General features: G+C 42.6%; 21 protein-coding genes. 9 read left to right on the top strand and 12 right to left on the bottom strand.

Features of this window, described 5'->3' with window-relative positions; translation table 11 throughout:
- Window positions 1–157 precede the first annotated feature (157 nt).
- Window positions 158–340, bottom strand: a complete 183-nt coding sequence (locus BM202_RS37570; RefSeq protein WP_177236760.1) for a hypothetical protein — start codon at window positions 338–340, stop codon at window positions 158–160.
- Between the two features lie 385 nt (window positions 341–725).
- On the opposite strand from BM202_RS37570, the gene BM202_RS31555 reads away from it, so the two are divergent.
- Window positions 726–917 carry a cold-shock protein gene (locus BM202_RS31555; protein ID WP_093833771.1) on the top strand — a complete coding sequence of 64 codons (192 nt, stop codon included), beginning with the start codon at window positions 726–728 and terminating at the stop codon, window positions 915–917.
- A 201-nt stretch (window positions 918–1,118) separates the two neighbouring features.
- Here the strand turns inward: BM202_RS31555 and BM202_RS31550 are convergent, their stop codons facing one another.
- The 8 genes from BM202_RS31550 to BM202_RS31515 form a co-directional block, all read right to left on the bottom strand.
- Window positions 1,119–1,721, bottom strand: a complete 603-nt coding sequence (locus tag BM202_RS31550; RefSeq protein WP_093833769.1) for a T9SS type A sorting domain-containing protein — start codon at window positions 1,719–1,721, stop codon at window positions 1,119–1,121.
- Between the two features lie 119 nt (window positions 1,722–1,840).
- Window positions 1,841–2,377 (bottom strand): hypothetical protein, encoded by a 537-nt coding sequence (locus BM202_RS31545; protein WP_245776870.1) that lies wholly within the window; start codon window positions 2,375–2,377, stop codon window positions 1,841–1,843.
- A 600-nt stretch (window positions 2,378–2,977) separates the two neighbouring features.
- The gene (locus BM202_RS31540) at window positions 2,978–3,400 is read right to left on the bottom strand and encodes a UPF0158 family protein (RefSeq protein ID WP_177236759.1); all 423 of its coding nucleotides are present in this window, start codon (window positions 3,398–3,400) and stop codon (window positions 2,978–2,980) included.
- Window positions 3,401–3,980: 580 nt separating this feature from the next.
- Window positions 3,981–4,385 carry an energy transducer TonB gene (locus BM202_RS31535; RefSeq protein ID WP_093833764.1) on the bottom strand — a complete coding sequence of 135 codons (405 nt, stop codon included), beginning with the start codon at window positions 4,383–4,385 and terminating at the stop codon, window positions 3,981–3,983.
- A gap of 120 nt (window positions 4,386–4,505) precedes the next feature.
- Window positions 4,506–5,516, bottom strand: coding sequence for a TlpA disulfide reductase family protein (locus tag BM202_RS31530; RefSeq protein ID WP_218160634.1), 1,011 nt, complete (start codon window positions 5,514–5,516; stop codon window positions 4,506–4,508).
- A 445-nt stretch (window positions 5,517–5,961) separates the two neighbouring features.
- Window positions 5,962–7,227 carry a WG repeat-containing protein gene (locus BM202_RS31525; RefSeq protein ID WP_245776869.1) on the bottom strand — a complete coding sequence of 422 codons (1,266 nt, stop codon included), beginning with the start codon at window positions 7,225–7,227 and terminating at the stop codon, window positions 5,962–5,964.
- A gap of 255 nt (window positions 7,228–7,482) precedes the next feature.
- The gene (locus BM202_RS31520; RefSeq protein ID WP_093833758.1) at window positions 7,483–8,184 is read right to left on the bottom strand and encodes a recombinase family protein; all 702 of its coding nucleotides are present in this window, start codon (window positions 8,182–8,184) and stop codon (window positions 7,483–7,485) included.
- Between the two features lie 4 nt (window positions 8,185–8,188).
- Window positions 8,189–8,392, bottom strand: coding sequence for a hypothetical protein (locus BM202_RS31515; RefSeq protein ID WP_093833756.1), 204 nt, complete (start codon window positions 8,390–8,392; stop codon window positions 8,189–8,191).
- A 121-nt stretch (window positions 8,393–8,513) separates the two neighbouring features.
- Here BM202_RS31515 and BM202_RS31510 point away from each other — a divergent pair, with 121 nt between their 5' ends.
- Window positions 8,514–9,191 (top strand): recombinase family protein, encoded by a 678-nt coding sequence (locus tag BM202_RS31510; protein ID WP_093833754.1) that lies wholly within the window; start codon window positions 8,514–8,516, stop codon window positions 9,189–9,191.
- Between the two features lie 183 nt (window positions 9,192–9,374).
- Entirely contained in the window at window positions 9,375–10,220 is an 846-nt protein-coding gene (locus BM202_RS31505; protein WP_093833752.1) for an abortive infection system antitoxin AbiGi family protein, read from the top strand.
- A 195-nt stretch (window positions 10,221–10,415) separates the two neighbouring features.
- Here BM202_RS31505 and BM202_RS31500 read toward each other — a convergent pair whose 3' ends face one another.
- Genes BM202_RS31500 through BM202_RS31490 form a run of 3 tightly spaced genes read right to left on the bottom strand, consistent with a single transcriptional unit; the run spans window position 10,416 to window position 12,260 of the window.
- Complete coding sequence (locus BM202_RS31500; protein ID WP_093833750.1) at window positions 10,416–11,225, bottom strand: ImmA/IrrE family metallo-endopeptidase; 810 nt, start codon at window positions 11,223–11,225, stop codon at window positions 10,416–10,418.
- On the bottom strand, window positions 11,222–11,578 hold the full coding sequence (locus BM202_RS31495; RefSeq protein ID WP_093833748.1) for a hypothetical protein: 357 nt from the start codon (window positions 11,576–11,578) through the stop codon (window positions 11,222–11,224). The genes BM202_RS31500 and BM202_RS31495 overlap by 4 nt, the downstream gene beginning before the upstream one ends.
- Window positions 11,562–12,260, bottom strand: a complete 699-nt coding sequence (locus BM202_RS31490; RefSeq protein WP_093833746.1) for an RNA polymerase sigma factor — start codon at window positions 12,258–12,260, stop codon at window positions 11,562–11,564. The genes BM202_RS31495 and BM202_RS31490 overlap by 17 nt, the downstream gene beginning before the upstream one ends.
- Before the next feature lie 105 nt (window positions 12,261–12,365).
- On the opposite strand from BM202_RS31490, the gene BM202_RS31485 reads away from it, so the two are divergent.
- The 6 genes from BM202_RS31485 to BM202_RS31460 all read left to right on the top strand — a co-directional run bounded on the left by BM202_RS31485 (window position 12,366) and on the right by BM202_RS31460 (window position 18,694).
- Window positions 12,366–13,478: a ComEC/Rec2 family competence protein gene (locus BM202_RS31485; RefSeq protein WP_093833744.1), complete on the top strand. Its 1,113-nt coding sequence runs from the start codon at window positions 12,366–12,368 to the stop codon at window positions 13,476–13,478.
- 1 nt (window position 13,479) lies between these two features.
- The gene (locus tag BM202_RS31480) at window positions 13,480–15,867 is read left to right on the top strand and encodes a ThiF family adenylyltransferase (protein ID WP_177236757.1); all 2,388 of its coding nucleotides are present in this window, start codon (window positions 13,480–13,482) and stop codon (window positions 15,865–15,867) included.
- A 19-nt stretch (window positions 15,868–15,886) separates the two neighbouring features.
- A complete protein-coding gene (locus BM202_RS31475) occupies window positions 15,887–16,363 on the top strand; it encodes a hypothetical protein (protein ID WP_093833740.1) in 477 nt (158 codons plus the stop codon).
- The gene (locus BM202_RS31470) at window positions 16,347–16,589 is read left to right on the top strand and encodes a hypothetical protein (protein WP_093833738.1); all 243 of its coding nucleotides are present in this window, start codon (window positions 16,347–16,349) and stop codon (window positions 16,587–16,589) included. The genes BM202_RS31475 and BM202_RS31470 overlap by 17 nt, the downstream gene beginning before the upstream one ends.
- Before the next feature lie 97 nt (window positions 16,590–16,686).
- Window positions 16,687–17,634: a hypothetical protein gene (locus tag BM202_RS37565; protein WP_093833736.1), complete on the top strand. Its 948-nt coding sequence runs from the start codon at window positions 16,687–16,689 to the stop codon at window positions 17,632–17,634.
- Window positions 17,615–18,694, top strand: coding sequence for a hypothetical protein (locus BM202_RS31460; protein WP_093833734.1), 1,080 nt, complete (start codon window positions 17,615–17,617; stop codon window positions 18,692–18,694). Before BM202_RS37565 ends, BM202_RS31460 begins: the two co-directional genes overlap by 20 nt.
- Window positions 18,695–18,708: the final 14 nt, after the last annotated feature.

Below are 18,708 nucleotides of genomic sequence, written 5' to 3'. Positions count from 1 at the left end.
GGCCCAACCTGCCGTAGAAGATGTTTGTTTGTTAATCCAAAATGTGGGAATCGCTAAAGGGCCGTTTTTGGCCTTGAGTAAACAGTAAGAAAGGCCATAAAAAAGCCGACACCAGAAGCATCGGCTTTTCACTAACCCACTCTATGAGAAAGCCGGTTTAGGCCTCCAGTTCTTTTATTTTGCTTTCGACAAATTCATTCATCTGCACCTGGAACTGCCGTAGCTGCTGGACCGTGTTTAAGGCCGCAGGAGCGCTTAAATTACGCAAGGGGTCTCCTTCACCCCTCAGCAGGTATTCGGCCGATATACGGGGCTCTACGGCGCATATACGTTCAAGCAAATCAAGGCCGGGACGACGCTTCGGATTGATAGTATTATATATTGGGTAGTTCTGCAGTTTCGTACATAATTCGTCACATACCCTCTGTATGCGTGTATAGGCAGGTATTAGCTCAAAAAGTCAGTATCATAAAGAAACAGGCTGAATCATTTTTGGACCCATTTTCTGGCCCCAGTTCTCAAAGCATTTAGCTTCAATTTTTAGCTATTAGGCTGTGGTTCAGAAAGGTGTGACTTTCTGAGCTTTACAGCTAACTTACTATTATCAGGACAATCCACCTTGTTGGTAGAGCCAAACGACGAATTATGTACGAAACTGCAGAACTACCCAGTTTGGTAATTTGACCACTTCTGCCGTCCTTGAGCCAAACTTTAATCTGATTACAATGCCTACAGGAAGCGTCAAATTTTTTAATGAGAGTAAAGGCTTCGGCTTTATCAAACCCGATGATGGCAGCGAAGATGTGTTTGTGCACATTTCAGCTACCAGCGAAGAACTCCGAGAGAATGACAAAGTAACTTACAATGTCGAGCAGGGCAAGAAGGGCTTGAATGCGGTCAACGTCAAACGCACGTAAGGCCATCGGGTCGCACGTAGTGCAGGGAGAACAGGCTTTAGTAGCCTGTTCTTTCGGTTTAGGGGTAAGCTAGCTTCGATGACCTGGATTTTACTTTTTTGAAAGGTGGTTCGCTAAACAAATTTAAGCTTATTTAGGCTAAAGTCGTTACGTGGTGGATATACCGGCAGCGGCCGACCGTTCAACTGTGTTAGCTACCCCTTATTGCTTCATAAAGCGTAGCTTGAGTGTTTGGCCGGTAGTTGTAAGCACATTCACGATATAAACACCGGTAGGGAGCAATGATACATTTGACACGGGAGCCGTAGTTTTCTGAAGAAGATACCCCTTCATATTATATACACTGGCTTCGCTAACTCGTTCGCCATTTGCCAAATCCAGATTCATTAAATTTTCAACCGGGCTAGGCGTAATTCTTAACGGAGGTGGAGGCGTGTCATCACCGTGAAATATGGCTATACTCAGATAAAAATATTGTTTCCCATTGGTGTCGACCTGAACAAGTCGATAGTAAGAAAGTCCTTCAGGCATCGCCGTGTCTGTAAACGTGTAGTCAGTGAGTACATCAGTGGTACCTTTCCCCGCTACACGGCCCAATGTTTTAAACGTGTTAAAGTCGACGGTACGCTGAACGTCAAAATAGGCGTTGTTTGTCTCCCTTGAGGATTGCCAGGTAAGCACCGCCCCAATTCCAGGGGCATGATGACCCACAAAGGAAACCAACTGGACAGGCGTTAGTGTCTGTTGGGCAGCGCTCCGATGAATACTAATAAATAAGATAAAGAGCAGGCACAAGTATTTCATAGACGTAACTAATTGAATCGAGTTCGTGGCGAAAAAGGTGGTTTTGAGTTAACAACCCCATTTTACTGGCAAAATTGACCTGATGGAACATTTCGTACGAATGTGGACGACCCCTAAGGTCACTCACTTCGTTTGGATTGGAACAGCACGATAAAAATGCCTGCCTGCCAATTCTGATTCGTGAAGTCAACTTTTACTGGTCCCCCCAGATTAAACGTATAATAAGGGCTTAGGCCTTTAAAATAACCCACCTCCACGCCTATTGCCTTATACCGATAGGACAGCCGACTGCTTACGCCCAACTCAATCGCTGCAGGCGACAATGTAGCCGTGGGTGGTATCGAGTTGACGCGTAAATTGGCTTCGGGACCAACAAAAATTCCTAATCCTGGCAAGGGTGTAAAACCGACTAATGGCGTCAGGCCGATATAATTAAAAGGTAATGAATAGATATAGTTGCCGAGTTGGTCATTTTGGTTCGACCCTTTTTTCTGATAATTCAGCTCTACCCGATAGGCGAGGGTTTTCCCAATAGGATGTTGATAGAAAACTCCGCCATAAAAACCGCTTCTGTCAGCTACGCCAACTACATTTGTTCCGTAGCTCATCACTTCCTGTGAATAGGTCAGGCTACTAGTGGAGTGTACATACCCCATTCTAACTGCAAGGAAGCTTCGTTTTGTTGGTTGCTGAGCGAAAACCTCATGGCTTAGAAACAAACTTATTATGATAAATCGAAAGAAGACGTTTTCCATATAGTTACAGGAAAATAATTAAAATAAACCAGCGACAAAAATGCATAATGGATCGGTTAGGTAACCCGATAAAGTGTATGAATTTTATTTATAAAAAGTACCATTTATCTTAAAACTACTTCGGTATTGGCTTCACCTAGCTATAAGATGGAGGTCCACTGCTGTTAGAACAAGCCCCTAAACATGGCTGTATTCATATCTTTTTACTCCCCTTTATTTCAGCATGTTTCTTGGAATAGTTTCTTAACATAAAACTCATATGCAACTTAACTAGGAATAGTACCATTCTTTTCACAATCATAGCATCACTCTTTTCTCCTAGCGATTTGAAAAACTCGATTTGAGCCTCAGTAATCTGACGTAGTAGCTTCTTTTCAACTGAACTTATGTTGAACTATAGTAAGATACAGAATTAATGAATATAGCGCAGCTTATTGTATAAAGCCAAGACGAAACTTGCTCGCTACGAAAAAAAGAGCCGCCTGATAGCCGCCAAGCCCTTTACTCAACCAGGGCCAGTTGCCCCTTTAACCACAGCAATGTTTGCTCGTCCCGGAAGGCAAACCACGCCAGTCGATATGACCCTGAACGATCTATAGCGTCTTTAAAATGGCGGAAGGGTTTGGGGCGACTCAGTATGGCTAAAAGCTTGCTTTGGAAGGCCCCCTCAGGAAGCTGGTCAACAAACGCTTCCATGAATCGAAATTGATCCCGGCTGCTCAAGCGGGGCACTGGCCAGTACTGCTCAGGAGATGTTTCTAGCTGGTGGATATCCGCTTGCCAGTCCTGGGTTTCCAGTTCGGAAAACTGATCGGGATCCGGAACGGTAATGAGTTGGCCTGTTTGTCGATGCACATAACAGTTCATGCCGAGTTGTTGCTGTTCGAGGATGTCGTTCAGCCGAGAGTCGTCAAGGAGAATCATCTGAATGAAGAGGCTATTAGGTAAGTCATCCTTCCACATGAACCGACACGGATATCTTGCCACAAAATTAGCTTTAGCGTCTTTTATCTACCCTAATCTTATTGGGAAAATAACCCTTTGAAGCAACTAATTAATCCTCTGCGGCTAGTTTACGAATAGACACTTTTTATAACCGCTTTCTAGTTTTCAAGACTAGGGTCAGGTAACTTTCTTGCGTCAAAATAAGCGTTCATTTGGCTAAGGGTTTTCGTGAACGTTTTTTAAAAGAGCCCAAAATGCCAATAACTAATTGACTTTCAGGTATTTATATAGTTCACTTTAAAATGTCTCATGCCTTTAACTGAACGAATTTGTCCTGTTAGCCTAAGGGAGCTATTATAAGACGATTAAGGGGTTAAAAGGTTAGCACTCTTTTCATATTACAACCAAGCACTGGTGAGCAGAGCACCTCCCAAATTGTATAGTTAATCCTGATTGACCAAATCAAAAAGGGGCATCTTGACGGTAGGCAACCAAGTTTTCATGAATACGACTCGGTTGCCTTTGCGCAATCCCGTCCACGGCTTGTGAAGCGGCCAGCTTAAAGAGCAAACTTAATCGGCAGAGTATAGCGACAAGCCACTGGCTTACCAGCTATCTTACCGGGTGTCCAGGTAGGCATCGTTTTAATAAGTCGTAGCGCCTCGGCATCTAACTCCGGATTGACGGGCATTCGCACACGAACATCTTCCAAGGCTCCTTGCTCACTCACAATAAAATTAATGAACACCGTACCTTCCTTCATGGCTTTTTGGGCAGCGGATGGATAGTGAAGATTTTGTTGAATAAACTCTTTCAATTTAGGTAAGCCGCCGGGAAATTCAGGCTTTTGTTCGGTCGTTGCATAAATGACCCGGTTGGGGGATGAATCAGGATCAAGTTGTTGGGCATGAAGGGAACAACACAGGGAGCTAAGTACAATCAATGAGACAATGAAAGAGCGCATAGGCGTAAAGGGTTAAGTGGATGATTAAGAGGTAGACTATTGTAATTCGGCAGTATGATTATTCTAATAAGAAGACGTGAAGACGGGTTAATTCAGCTCATCAGGACTGCCTACCATTACTTACTTGAGGAGTTGTTCCAGTTGACTTTCGACTTCTCCATACTTTATTTTTGCCACCAGAATACCTTCAGGGTCAGCTAAAAGAAAAGTAGGATATTCATGAATATTATAAAGCTCGTTAACCCCTTCCCGAGCACTGGTAAATTGGGCTGTTTGTGTCCAATTCATGTCATATTTGTCAATCGCTTTGAGCCACTTCTGGCGATCAGATGGTCGTTCAAGCGCAATACTGACAATGGCTAAACGGCTTCCATACTTTTCGTGAATTGCTTTTAATTCAGGAATACCTTGTATGCAGGGAACACACCAGGTACCCCAAAAGTCTAATAATATATATTTACCGGCGAATGAAGTAAGCGATATTGTTTTGCCCGTGGCATCGGGTAAACTGAATGCGGGTAACTTTTTACCAACACGAGGTCGATTTTGAACATTATTGATTCTCGTCAATGTTTTTTGGGCCCAATAACTGGCTTTAACCTGTGGGCTCAACTTGGCTAAAAGAAGTTCTATCTGATCGAAAATAGTGGTGTCATAGACTGCTTGCCAGTAGAGTAAATAAGCCGCCGTACGTGTAGTGGGATGTTGGGCGATAAATTGACGAGTAGCCTGGTCTTGTTGAAGAACGATGGCATCCACCTCCGCACTTGATTTTCCCTGCTTTCTCAGCGTATAGGGCCGCTCAATCGTCTTTCGATACAAGTCTAACCAATCGTTTTCGGGTGTACCTCTACTTTGTAAGATAGGAGTCGTACCCAATGTGCCCGTAATGGAAATAAGTGGCGATTCGAGCCAGAAGGGAAGTTGGGTGGTTGGGTTAAGCACGAGCGTGGCTATAGCCCCATCCGTCATGGCTAATGCGTGCGTAAATTGATTTTGATGGACACGAATGGTATCATTGATGAGCATGCCTTGCCGTGAATAACGAATAACGACTGAGCTACTACTCAAGCCTGTAATAGCGGCCTTAAGCCGATACGTTTCCTGACTGAATGAGGGCGATACAGCCATCAGTTGGCCCATGAAGGCTATTGATAGTATATTGATTATCAGTGACATCTTCATGCTACCGTAGATTTTGGGGCAATATAACTAATTAATTAGTTATATGTTGTGTATTTGTAGTTTTACGATTTGTTTGGCTGGATTTGCTTCCTCTTATTGGATACAAGGTCAGATAATTCCAAGGTAGTCCAGCAGGCAAACTGTCTAGTCATGGGTTAGAATAAAGTCTCCCCAAATAAATTGATGTTATTAACCCCTCTTCCCTACACCCATTCGCCTTTGCACAAATCAAAAACTACAGTACTGAATCAGATCATTTAACGGTTTACCACACTAGCTTTCGAAACGTAATTTGTTCGGTCTGTTAAGTTTAACCTTTATTAAAGGAACCTTTATTGAAAGTTCCTGACCAGTAAGGGCCTATGCTATTTCATCACTAGTTCTAGCCCTTCTACCGCACGGTCCTAAACTTGCTGAATACCCTTAGAAACAGACTGTTGAGCCAGATAAAGAGCAGAAGGCCAATGATAATCAATACGGCATCCAGCTTGTAGGAAAACCCCATGAATTTCTCCCTACCATCCAAGGAGAGCTCATATCGAATCCAGTAGCGCTCAACGATCGTTGTTAAATGGTCAAAGGGAAACGCTTCGTCGTAGATGAGTGGGATAATCAACCGGTTGGTCGTATCGATAAAGCCGTATTTGTCCATCATGCGAACCATCGAGAGGCCATGCTGATAATACGAGGCAAAATCATAGGTCAATGGGGTGCGCACCTTGCCCGATTTGTCAATATGGCCGAACTTACCGTTAATGGCCACTGCTGACCTATCTTCAGCGGTAAAGCCGGTAGCTTCATCGTACAAATGGGGAATGCGCAGCTGGCCGGTTTTGTCGATACAGCCCCATTTGCCATTCTTCTTGACCCAAAACAGGCCGTTAGTTGGCTTGCGCGTATCAGTATAGTCGAAAGGAACGATCAGTTCACCCGTCAGAGGACTCACGTACCCGTACTTGTTCCCATATTGCACTCGTTGCATGCCTTGACCGGAATAGGTGTAATCGACATCAATGGCATCGAGCGCCACCGGAACTTTCAGCACCAAATTGGGGTCGATGATGCCAAATTTCCCCTGGTATTTAAACGGAGTAACGTGTTTGGATCGCTGGATCTGCTCGGTAACAAAGGGAGTGAAATTAAAATTAAGAATAAAGTATTCGCCCTTTCGCCACCACAGCACATCTTCCTTGGTGTCGTGGTTACAGGTGTGATCGATTGTAGACTCATTGATCAGGTAGTCGTTTGCGTAGTGCTGGATGGGAATCTTATAGACCTCTTTTCCGGTCTTATCAATATAGGAAAGCCCATAGTGGGTGGCCGCGGGATAAATGACCCAGGTTTTGCCCTGGCGGAACCGGTCGGTGGCGATGTATTTAGGCTCAACGATAACCTTCCCCTGTTTGTCAATAAATCCATGCAATCCATGCCCTTGCGGACTTAGCTGCATCGGCACAAACTCGGCCAGCCCTTCTTCGAAGTCCCCAATGTCTCGATAAGCGGGACTTAGTTTGCGTCCGTATTTATCGGTAAGATAGGTTTGGTAGGAACGGCAGGCCCTGGTAATCTTTTTGACCACATAGACCTCCCCATAATCCTGGCATTCATCATACTCCTTAAGCCAGGTCTGGTTTGGCTCAGGCTGGGTCTGGGCCAATAGCCCCGTCGATGGCCAGAGTAGTATAATAAATGCTATAGTTCGAAGCGTGGTCAGAATGCTTTGGAACCGCTGTCTTTTACGCCTACACTTGGCATTCCTAAAGTACTGTTGATACATATATTTTGATCAATGAGAGAAGGGTTATCCTTAGTAGATGTATTGCTTTAGGGTATTCCATACTGCTACGCAGGGAAATCTAGACTAGATTTAGTTTGTGAAACAACCGAGGTTCCGTAAGCTAGGGATCCAGCCCTAACCTGTCTGCTGCTGTCGCTTGAGTAAGCGCATGACCTGAGTGGCCTGAAAAGCGCAACCCCTTACGGTTTGAAAGCCAGACTGGTTGAGGTAGTCGGCAATTTGAGAATAGTTCTTGCCAGCCTTGAACATTATGTCGGCAACGGAAAAGGCCCGCCGGTTTGCCGGGTCGACTACCGCATTCCGCCGGGTTGTTTCCCCTCCTTTCTGCTGACCCTGAGCCGTAAGATTTTCCGGCTTCCCCAGTTTAGCCCCCTGGGCAATCTTAGCCGCTAAAGCCGCCTTGGTGCGCGCACTGATTAATTCCCGCTCGTGTTGAGCCAGGGAGGCAAAGATGCCAATGGTTAAGGTGTTAGCATCGGGCAGATCGACACACTGAAAGTTAACCCCCGAATCCCTCAAGGCAAAGATGAACGAGGCATTGCGGCTAAGTCGATCTAATTTGGCAATAATGAGAATTGCTCCTTCTTTCTTGGCTCTATTAATCGCTTCTGCCAATTGAAGCCGCTGGTTGTTCTTACCCGATTCGACCTCGGTATACTCGGCCAGGATAACCCCTTTAATAAATCCGGCCACCGCCGTGCGCTGAGCTTCCAACCCCAGTCCCGAATCCCCTTGTTCTTTGGTGGATACCCGGTAGTAAGCAACGTATTTAATAAGAACTGTGCTAACCAGGGCAGGTGTTGATTTCTTCGCCATCACTTTATAGAATTACCTTATTGATCCGGAAGGTCAGAAAGGGATATTTCTTGGAGAGCTCCATCAGCCTGGTTTCGGCTTCTTCCAGGCTCAATTGCTCGGCGGAGTCGGAAAGGGGTAAAAGTGCCCCGGTCGAATCATCAAATTCTTTGAGAGTGATCCACTCCCCCTGAACAGGTGTGAGAAACTGAACTTCATGATAGACCATAAGGTAGTTCGTTACTGTGTCGAGCAAAAATATAGTTTCTTTTATATTTTACAAGGCTTAAAGGAACGTTTGGAAAATGTAAAATTGATCTTACCTTGCTCAAGAATTCGTTAGTTGTGCCGTGGAACATCAATTTGGACACAGACAGTACGTCGCTTACTTTCGCGTTTCGACCCAAAGACAAGGGGCAAGTGGTCTAGGCCTTTCCGCTCAGCGTACCTCTGTCAGTTCCTATATATATATTAGAGGGGAAATTATAGCCGAGTTTACCGACATTGAGTCGGGCAAGAAAAATAATCGACCCGAGCTACTCAAAGCGATTACTCATTGTAAGGAAAAGGGAGGAGTCCTACTCATTGCTAAGCTCGACCGGCTAACTCGTAACGTCGCTTTTATTTTTACCCTGCGCGATTCGGGTGTCGAGTTTGTATGTGCCGATATGCCTGAGGCCAATACCCTCACCATCGGCGTGATGGCAACCATGGCCCAACACGAACGGGAAGTGATTGGAGATCGGACCCGGAAAGCTTTAGCTGAAAAAAAACGAGCTGGCTTCCAATTAGGAAAGCCAGAAAATCTTACCTCAGATGCTACTCAAAAGGGGCTAATGGTTAGGCAGAAAAATGCCCGAGAGCATGAAAACAATCGTCGTGCAGCTGCTTTTGCTAGATCTCTACGTAATGCTGGAGAATCTTGGAGTAACATCGCTTCTACATTGAATGAACATGGATTTCGTACGCGCAGGGGTAAACAATTTCAAGCGGTGCAAGTACAACGTATAATAGCTCTTTTTAAATAAAATGATTATAATAATTTAAATCAAGGATTACATTCATTGACCGACCATTTAACCTTTATAATAACGTACTTTCGACCTTTATGAATAAATATTCACACCTAATGAATGTAACGTAATAACTAAACGCGTACTTTAAAACAGTACCTATTGAGGTTACAGACTGATAATAAAACTACTTGATCAATGGCTCTATTAAGCGCAAATACACTTTTCCACTTTACAAAAAAAGAATTCCTATTAAATATCATTGAAAAAGGTTTTTTTCCAAGATATAATAGAGAATTTGAGCCAACTGTTGATCCTGACTTTTTCGAGGATATCAAAGATATTTATATTCCGATGGTTAGCTTCTGCGATATACCACTGTCAAGTGTTGAAAATCATTTAAAAATTTACCATCACTATGGAATTGGTCTATCAACAAACTGGGGTCAAAAGAAAGGTCTTAATCCTGTAACTTACATACATTCAAATGCAAGCAATATTAACACATACCGAAAGAATATTAATGATTTAGTCTTATTATATAGCTCTTTAATAGCTGAAGAATTTATGATGAATAAGGGGCATAAACCTTCCGTGAGAAATTTGATTGATAAAATTAAAAAAGTAAATCATATTTCTTACGAAAAAGCTAAATTAACGTATGCACTTTTATCTTTTCTCAAACCATATAAATCTAAGGGAATTTATAGAAATCAAGGTAAAGGCTATAAATATTATAACGAAAAAGAATGGAGATACGTCCCCCCGCTTACAGATATTATACTAAGCGAATTTTTAATTTTATTTCAGGAACTTAATGATACATCTAAAGAAGAATTCAATAAGAGATTAGAAAGTAAATCCATCAGCTTCAAAGCTAGTGATGTTAAGTATTTAATTGTAGACGATAAAAAGGAAATAGATTGGCTTATCAAAGGACTTCAAGCACTTAATAATAAATTTCCAAAAAAATTTACGTCATATGATGTACAATATTTAACAACTACTATAGTAACTTGTAAACAAATAAGTGAAGATTTTTAATTCTACAGGTAAAAGGGTATTTGTCTTATGACACGGAGGGTATTGAGACGTATTTAATTGATTTAACAAATTAGATTTACATAACCCATTACTATTAAGCTTATTGCTTTAGCCTTATTGATTCGTGGGTTGATTTATTCAAAAGATTGCACATTTACTGTTTTAGAATAATTCCTTTAGATGTTAATTTATGAATCAATACCTTTCTTTAATCCAAATTAAACTTATTACTGAGTTATTTGCTAAATAATAGCATTTTTCATATAGTTGTATTTGTTCTGCGTTTTTATCCGTAAACCAATCATCGGCAAAAAGTTGCTCTGTGGAATCATACTTTTTTCCTTGAGTGTAATATTCTCCTGCTACTGTCGTGGGTGGGATTGGTGAACCTTTTACGGGTCTACCCCAAAACTTAAAGTCAGAAGTAGCCATTACTTTCTCGACTTTACCAGCTTTTGACATAATTATTGCTATTGGGCTGATATTCAAATTATAATAGCGAAAAATAGTTGATGAAAGGCTTGTCTGGAAATGCTTCGATAAGTTTTCCAGCAATGCCTCATTTAATATTGAACGCACGCAGAAATTTCTAAAAAAATCAGCAGGCATTAATAAGCAGGAAGCAAAATAATCTGCTTCTATTTCGACAGGATTTTTTTGAAATAATTTATTAAAGGAAGGATGAGCAGGTGTTTTGCCACTTAGTAACTCATTTCGATGCTCATCAATAAAATAATGGCCTAATTCATGGCCAAACGTAAATCGGGTTCTAGGCCAATCCCTCTCTCCCAATCGATCTAGATTCAAAAATATATGGAAATGCTCTTCCTGACAGTGTAATAATCCATCAAATGAATTTTGATAATGGCCGTAACAATAAGAAATACCTTCTTCATCCGCAATCAGGGCTGGTTCTATTGGAGCTTTTTTAAAATAAGTTGCAGCAATTGTTTCTGCTAATTCTGCGATAACGCGTTGTCTAGCATTCCAAAATACGTAACTCATTGCCCCTTTTTCTTGAGTGCTTCTAAACGATCACGTTCCATTTGCTGACGTACGTCGTCTGGGATTTCCCCTCCTTCTCGGGCTGCCATTGCCATATTTATGCTTAATTCATTAGAGACTGACCACGCTCGTTTAGTTTCAATTCTAGCTCGTGTTCTGTCAAAAATAGCCATTGGATCAGCCAAGTAGTCGGGTAGCGGTTCTATACTGGCCAGATTGTTTATCCGAAATTCTTCTACTTCATCATCTGTGTCTGGAAAAACGACGCCGTGAACTTTAAGCGACCAAATTAAACTTGGGTCAATTGGTTCGTCAGAATCTTGATTGAGTTTTTGATCATTTGCGTTGAACATGGCTTTTATCTAGATGAGGTTGGTAATGGGACTTAACATAATTTTCTACCTTTTCTCGACCTCGTTTTACAATCTGTCGAAAATATGTTGTGGTCGTTTTGTGATATTTACAAAGCGGGTCTAAAACCTCTTTAGGGATATTGAGTGACTGATTTCCTGCACCCTTTTCATAAAACTGATAGTAAGTTAGAACCATTTCACGGTCACGCTCACTGAGTTGCTCCAATGCTTCATCAAGAAGCTGCCTCTTATAGGTCACTGGAGCTTCTTCAGCTTCTGTTGTTTCGGCCGAATATTCAATAAGTGGATCAATGTTTTCCCAGGGTACTTTCCATTCTTCCTTCAAATAGGTTAAAAAGACATTTTTTATGATTCGCCCCAGCCAGCCTCGAATTTGAATTCTGATTTTGTCCACATCCTTTTGACCTCTGGTGTCAAACCCATCGCTTTTCTCATAAACGATTGTAAATGTTCGATAAACCATATCCATTTGTTCTGGGATGGTTAACTGCTTACCTACGATTTTTTTAATATAATTTGATAAAAAAGGAGCATAACGTCTATAAAACTCTTTGTATGCTTTTACCCGATTCGACGGATCGTCCTTCATCGACATAATCACCAATAAGTCTTCATCTGCTTCATCCATGAGCTCATTGGGTACTTTATCTTCCTGTTTCATTGTGGGACAGGTAATGGTGTGTAGTAGAATACAGAACCGTGACAATGGGCTTTGTCACGGTTCTGTATTCTTTACAGTGAAAGTAAGTTTAAATTTCACCATACTATGCTAAATACAGCACAAGAAGTCATTCTACCCAAACAGCCGGGCATTTTTCGATGCGTGTTTTTATATACCGGTCAAGGTGAGTCAACGCTGCTCGTCATTCCGACAGGGCCACTTGTTAGCGACTACATTTTCGTCCTGCTTGACTGCGATCAAGATAAAGAACCAAGTGAAATCGATCTGATACCGATGTTGAAGGATTTGTTTCGTGATGGAGGTCATCTTAGCTTATTTATTAATACCCATCCACACGCCGATCATACTGCTGGTATCAAAGAGATATATGATGAAATCGGGTTTGATGAAGTCTGGCATTCTAATCACAAATCTTCGGGTAAGGATCAGGGCGCTTTTGAGGAGTTAGAGTATGTCATAGGGAAAGTCGGCAAATTCAATGAATATCATTTAAAAGGATCTACAGAGCTTAACAAAATCCGGCTCGGCTACGCTGATTTGGAAGTAAAACGGAAACTTGGGCTGGTTGATTATGAGGTGCTTTCACCAGCTGAATACGTTTGTGATGATATCGATGGTGAAGATGATGATGCTCGTTACCGTCGAATCCATGAGCAGTGTGGGGTTATGCGGTTTTCGTACGGACAACCCATTCAAAGTATCTTGTTTACTGGTGATTCAGACAAGAAAGCTTGGCAGGAACATATCACTGACTACCATCAACAGCGCCTACCATCTATTATTTTAAGTGCCAGCCATCATGGTTCTCGGACCTTTTTCAAAAAAAACGAAGAGGATAAGGATGTGTATGAAGACCATATTCAACACATTGCCCCAACCTACCTAATTATTAGTGCGCCAAAGCAGCAAGATAGTCCCCATGATCATCCGCATGATGATGCCATGGAACTCTATCGTAAATACGTGGATGAGGCAAACATTTTGCATTTAGGTCAGAACCTCGAGTCGGTAATCGTTGATATAAGCCCTACTGGCCAAGTAGAAGTGCGTACTGATAAAAAGCTTGTAGAAACCTATGGCCGACAGCCAGAAGCTAAATCTGCTAGCAACGACAAACAAACGGCCCGTGTACTTCAGTCTACCGGACCATTCATTGGCTCACAGGGAACGAAGTTTGATAACAAACCCATGGGCTAATATGAAACAAAGATGGTACAAACGGCATCCCGATTATTATCGGCAGGAAAGCCAGCTTTTACGGACAGATAGCACCTATCAGGAGTATCATCAGGTCACTGATGAACTCTTTATTTCCTGCGGTGAGATTATTATTCGGCAGAATGAACTGCATCGTTATCCAATTTTGCTGGTTTATCCCGAATCGGCCCCCTATTCCCTTCCCAGCATTTACCCGCTCAAAACGGTCCCTGATAAAGATACACTTGATGTACTTGCTAAACATTCGGATAGTGAAATCCCGCGTTTGTTAGGCGATAATCGACGGTTTTTTGATAGACGCCATCAAATGTCTGGTGGCGCTTTGTGTATACTAGAGAGTGATCATCTAGAAACAGGTTCATCATTTTATCAGGCCGACCAAGTACTCATGCGTGTTCGAGACTGGTTAGCTGGCTTGACAAGTGGTCGGTTTCCCACAGACAGTTCTGAAGTTGAATTATTTTCTCATTTCCGAAATCGAGTCATTGATACGGAGCTAATTTATCCTATCGAGTTTCTTGATGAGTCGCTCATGCAGGGAGATTTTTACGCCTACCCACTAGCGGTTATTCCCAAGGGAAAGCAATATATAATCGAAAAACGAATCTACTACGGGGTTTTCATTAGTGGTCAAACGTCGAATGGTCTTTTTCAACTTCGTCCAATCGATCGCTGGCAATGCTATTTGCCGGAAGGATTTGTATCCATGCTTGACTTGGAAACCAAACCGGGCTTATTAAAGGAAGCAGTCGATAAAAAAGAGTTGTTGAAAGGATACTGGTTTTCGATTCAAACAGAACCGGCCCCATTCATTGGTCTTGATGGCCTTTTAGACCTTATCGGAAATAATGATCGACAAACTGGCCTGATGCGGATGTATCAGGTAATCGGAAAATTCATTAACGAGCTGAACCCTTTCATCTTCATCGGTATTCGTTATCCGAATCGACGGGGAGAATTAGAATGGCAACTGTTCCGACTAGATAAGACTGCACAAACCCCTCAGGTCCTTTTGGGGGTAGGAATTGATGAATTCACACACTCGTTACTAAACAGTTATGAAACGGTCAGTGCTATACAGACCGAATTGCTTAGTAATGAATCCTATCATCAGCGCAATGCCGGCCGGGCCGATTATTCACTACTTGCTCAGCGTCATGCCGTCATGATTGGTTGTGGTTCGTTGGGAAGCGAGATTGCAGATATACTTAACAAAGCAGGAATGGGCTCCATCATGCTTGTTGACAAGGAGCTCTTTAAAGCCCACAATGCCGTTCGTCATCTGATCAACTTATACCGAATAGGTATTGCGAAAGTGCATGCCCTTGCGGAAGAGTTGGAAGCCCACAATCCGTTCGTAAATATCCAGTATTATCCTGGCGATGTACTCAATGGCCGAATTAATGAGTATTTTGATACGCGGGCGGTTGGCATTTCAACGATTGCCGATGATAACGTTGAAGGCTTTCTAAATGAACAGTGCATACGCACAAGGCGACCTATGTATTACAGCCGAGCACTACGTGGCGGAAAGGCCGCTCGGATTTTTCGAGTTCGTCCTGGCCAAGATGCCTGCTTTCATTGTCTTTCCCTGTATGCCGCAGAAAATAATCCAATCCTTCCCCGCATTGAGGCAGATTTAGCTCTACCCGTATTAACGAATGAATGTAACAATCCGGTTCGACCCGCAAGTAGTGCGGATCTGAAACTGATTGCGTCAATCACAAGCCGTCTTCTGTTGGATGATTTACAAGGTCGATTGGATGATCAAATAAACCATTGGATCTGGACGACGGAGGAAAATGTTCCTTCGGATGGAACAACCCCCTTCTCGTTATTGCCTAGTACAATACCTCCTCATCCCCATTGCTCCTATTGCCAATTTCCACCCACACTAACGGTCCAATGCCCCCTTGAGCTACTTGATACGATGCGAATGGAAACCCAAAAGGAACCGAAACTGGAGACAGGTGGCGTCTTAGCTGGTCGATTTAGTGGTAAAACGTTGTCTATCGAAGCAGTTTCAGGCCCCGGTCCTAATGCTATACGTACACCTACTTATTTTGAACGGGATGTTACCTATTGCCAGCAGTTTGTCGATGCTCAGTATCAACAGTCGGGTTATATTTATCTTGGCGAGTGGCACTACCACCCAATGAAGGACAATAGGCCAAGTGCTACAGATTTGGGAAGTTTAGAAGACATTGCTATCAGCAATAATTATTTGACGGAGCTACCGATTATGATTATTTTTAATAATCAGGGAGAACCATCCTGTACAGTACATCCTGCTGCACATCCTTATTATCCAGTTACAATTTCTGTCAATTCAGCATCAACTATCCCTATCTCATCCTCACCTGCTTGACGCATTATTTCTAAAGGCTATGAAAATCGATAAATATTATTGGCGGGCGCAATACCTTCCCGCCGTTCTAACGAGTCTTCCTTTAATGATGGTTTTTGATGAAGTACTCCTTCACTCAAATTGGTGGCGGCCTTCTGCGGATATTTTAGCTTTCATGAAATTTGCACCAGCAGCTTTTTCTGCTGGATTATCTTTCTGGATGACCCAAGTAAATGCTTACATCTCGAAACAACTTTTTCAGGCCAAACCCGAATTTTTACCAACGACGTACCGAATCCTTTATTCGAATTCGTTATTGGGTCGCAAAACTAAAAAAGAGCTTCATCAGAAAATAGTAACTGATTTTGGTGTCAAACTACTTACTGAACAGCAAGAACTGGCCGATCCAGTGGAGGCCAGAAAAATAATAGCTTCCGTGGTTCCCCGTATCCGGCTAAAAATGCGTAAAGATGTTTTCGTACGTCGCCGTAATATTTCTTATGGTTTTTGCGCGTAATATGGTTGGTGGCAGTGTATTTGCCGTTGCTATAGCTGTTCTAATGAGCTTTTACCAGTATCAAATGGGCGGCTTGCAGGTTGGCATGGCAATCAGCCTTTCCCTTATTTATGGTATAATCGCTTTTCTAGGTCGCTTCATTATTCGTCGGGCAGGCGAAGAATATGCTGAAACGTTGGTTGACCATTATCTCGCCGAAGACAAAATAGCTGATATGTCTGCCTAAAGCCCCTTTTTCAGCGTACCGTGTAGTAGACTTAGTTAGGTCAGGATGAAATTTCACGTTTATTCGCACACCCCATCTGAAACCTTAAGGCTGCTTCATGAAACACTATGTACCTAAATTAATCCCAGAGAAATATCGGGTTTTACCCGATTATTTTCGACAGGAAAATCCACTAGAAACAACGCCAGTTACTGATCCAGTTGATTATTTATGGTGGGCACTGGCTGGAGTATTTACCCTGATCTCCTTATTCGTTTGGACTCAGCATGCTGGCTTTGGTCTCTGCTTATTGCTATTTGCTTTCTTTGCCTCGCCCTGGGGTCGGCACCGGGTAGAAAAAGGACTTCGGTTTTATTTCACCTCCTCGTTAAAGGCAGGCGTGCTAGGCCTTCTGGCTGTTGCCTCCGTTGTAACAGGCCAGCAGTATCGCCAGCAAGTTGCCAAGACAGCCGAAGCGTTACGGCTGGAAGGGATCGAGAAGCAACGAATTGAGCAGGAAGCGAATCGTCAGCATATGATCCGGCTGGATAGCTTACGAAGCTATCTTACGTTGGCCGACGCTTCTTTAAAAAAAGGCGCTTATATCAAGTCCATTAATCTTTATAGTCAATCTTTGCGATTTGCCTCGGAATCGAACGGGGTTGACAATCATCATATTTGGACTGGTTTAGCTGAAAGTTACGTCCGTACCAGACAATATCAGCAGGCAATTAAGCAGTATGACAAGTTAATCGCTGAACGTTCTTCTGATCCTGAATATCAGTATAAACGGGCTCTATGCTATCAAAAAATAGGCCGTAAAATTGAAGCTATTTCCGACCTGAACGATGCATCCCTAGCAGGTTATAAACCTGCCACTAGATTGTATAACCAATTAAATCCCCTCCTTCGTAGAGTACTGTATTATCAAACGGTTTGCTGTGATGGATCGGATAGTCCATCTAATGCAAAGGGAAGTGGGGCTTGTTCTCATCATGGGGGCGTTTGCAACTGGAATAAACCCATTTATAAAACCTACCGTAAATATGATCGTACCGGTTTTTGAAGTTAGCTCGTTACTGCCGCGAAGTTTTATGCAACGGCTTCTGAATCAGCATCCGCTTGAAAATGCTATCATCGAGTTGAATAACTTACTTGCGTCTATGCCTGTCCGCTCTATATCTGCTGCGGATATCAATTCGATTGAACGAAAGTACAATTTGACATTATTGGATACCTTTACGTTAAATCTGGAAGAGTTTTATACGGTTTATTTAAACTACGCTCTTCAAGATCGACGATTATCCGAAGAAGCATCAGCCGATCTAAGCCATTTACAGATCCTGTTACAACTACCACCTCAAACTATTAAGCTGTTGCAGGAGCGTATTGGAGAGGTTATTTATCGACAAAGTATAGAGGAGGTCATCAACGATGGTGTAGTCACTTCAGAAGAACACCAATTTCTGCAACGACTTCAACAAACCCTTTCTTTACCGTCTGATTTGGCGAATAAAATCTCAGAAGATGTCTACGGTCAGTATTTATCTCGATTGATTGAAAAGCTAAGTGCGGATGCCCGAATTACACCCGAGGATGAACGTCAGATAGAACAAATCAGTAAGAACCTCGGTGTAAAACCTGATCAGTCAACTAAGCAATCTTTAGCACGCTATAAGCTTTACTGGACGCTAGAAAACACGGATTTGCCGGTTATTGACATTAGCTTCCCTCTCCAAAAATTGGAGAGTTGCCATTTTTATAGTGATGATATGCAGTGGTTTGAAGAGCGAGCTACGGCTCGGCGGACCAACGTTGACGACCATTATATTAACCACAAAACGTTAGATGAAATTGATCTGCAAGTCAATTCAACAACTCGCCAAACCCGGTTTGACTTGTTAAAGCGAATAGATGTTGGCCAGATTTATTTGACCAATAAACGAATCCTAATCGTGGGTCGGCTCAAAACTACCTCAATTAAGCTAAACACAATCAATAAAGTGATAGCTTATAGACAAGGGATTGAAGTCGGCAAGCTTACAGGTAAAAGTCCATTATTGCTGCTAAAGCGTGATGCTGATGTTGCCGCCATTATCTGTCGGCGTTTGCTTACGCAAGCTTGATTTGTTAGTCGACT

Source organism: Spirosoma endophyticum (assembly GCF_900112365.1).
GTDB classification, from domain to species: Bacteria; Bacteroidota; Bacteroidia; order Cytophagales; family Spirosomataceae; genus Spirosoma; species Spirosoma endophyticum.
The sequence above is the reverse complement of the archived record's forward strand: the minus strand, read 5'-3'. Positions and strand labels throughout refer to the sequence as shown.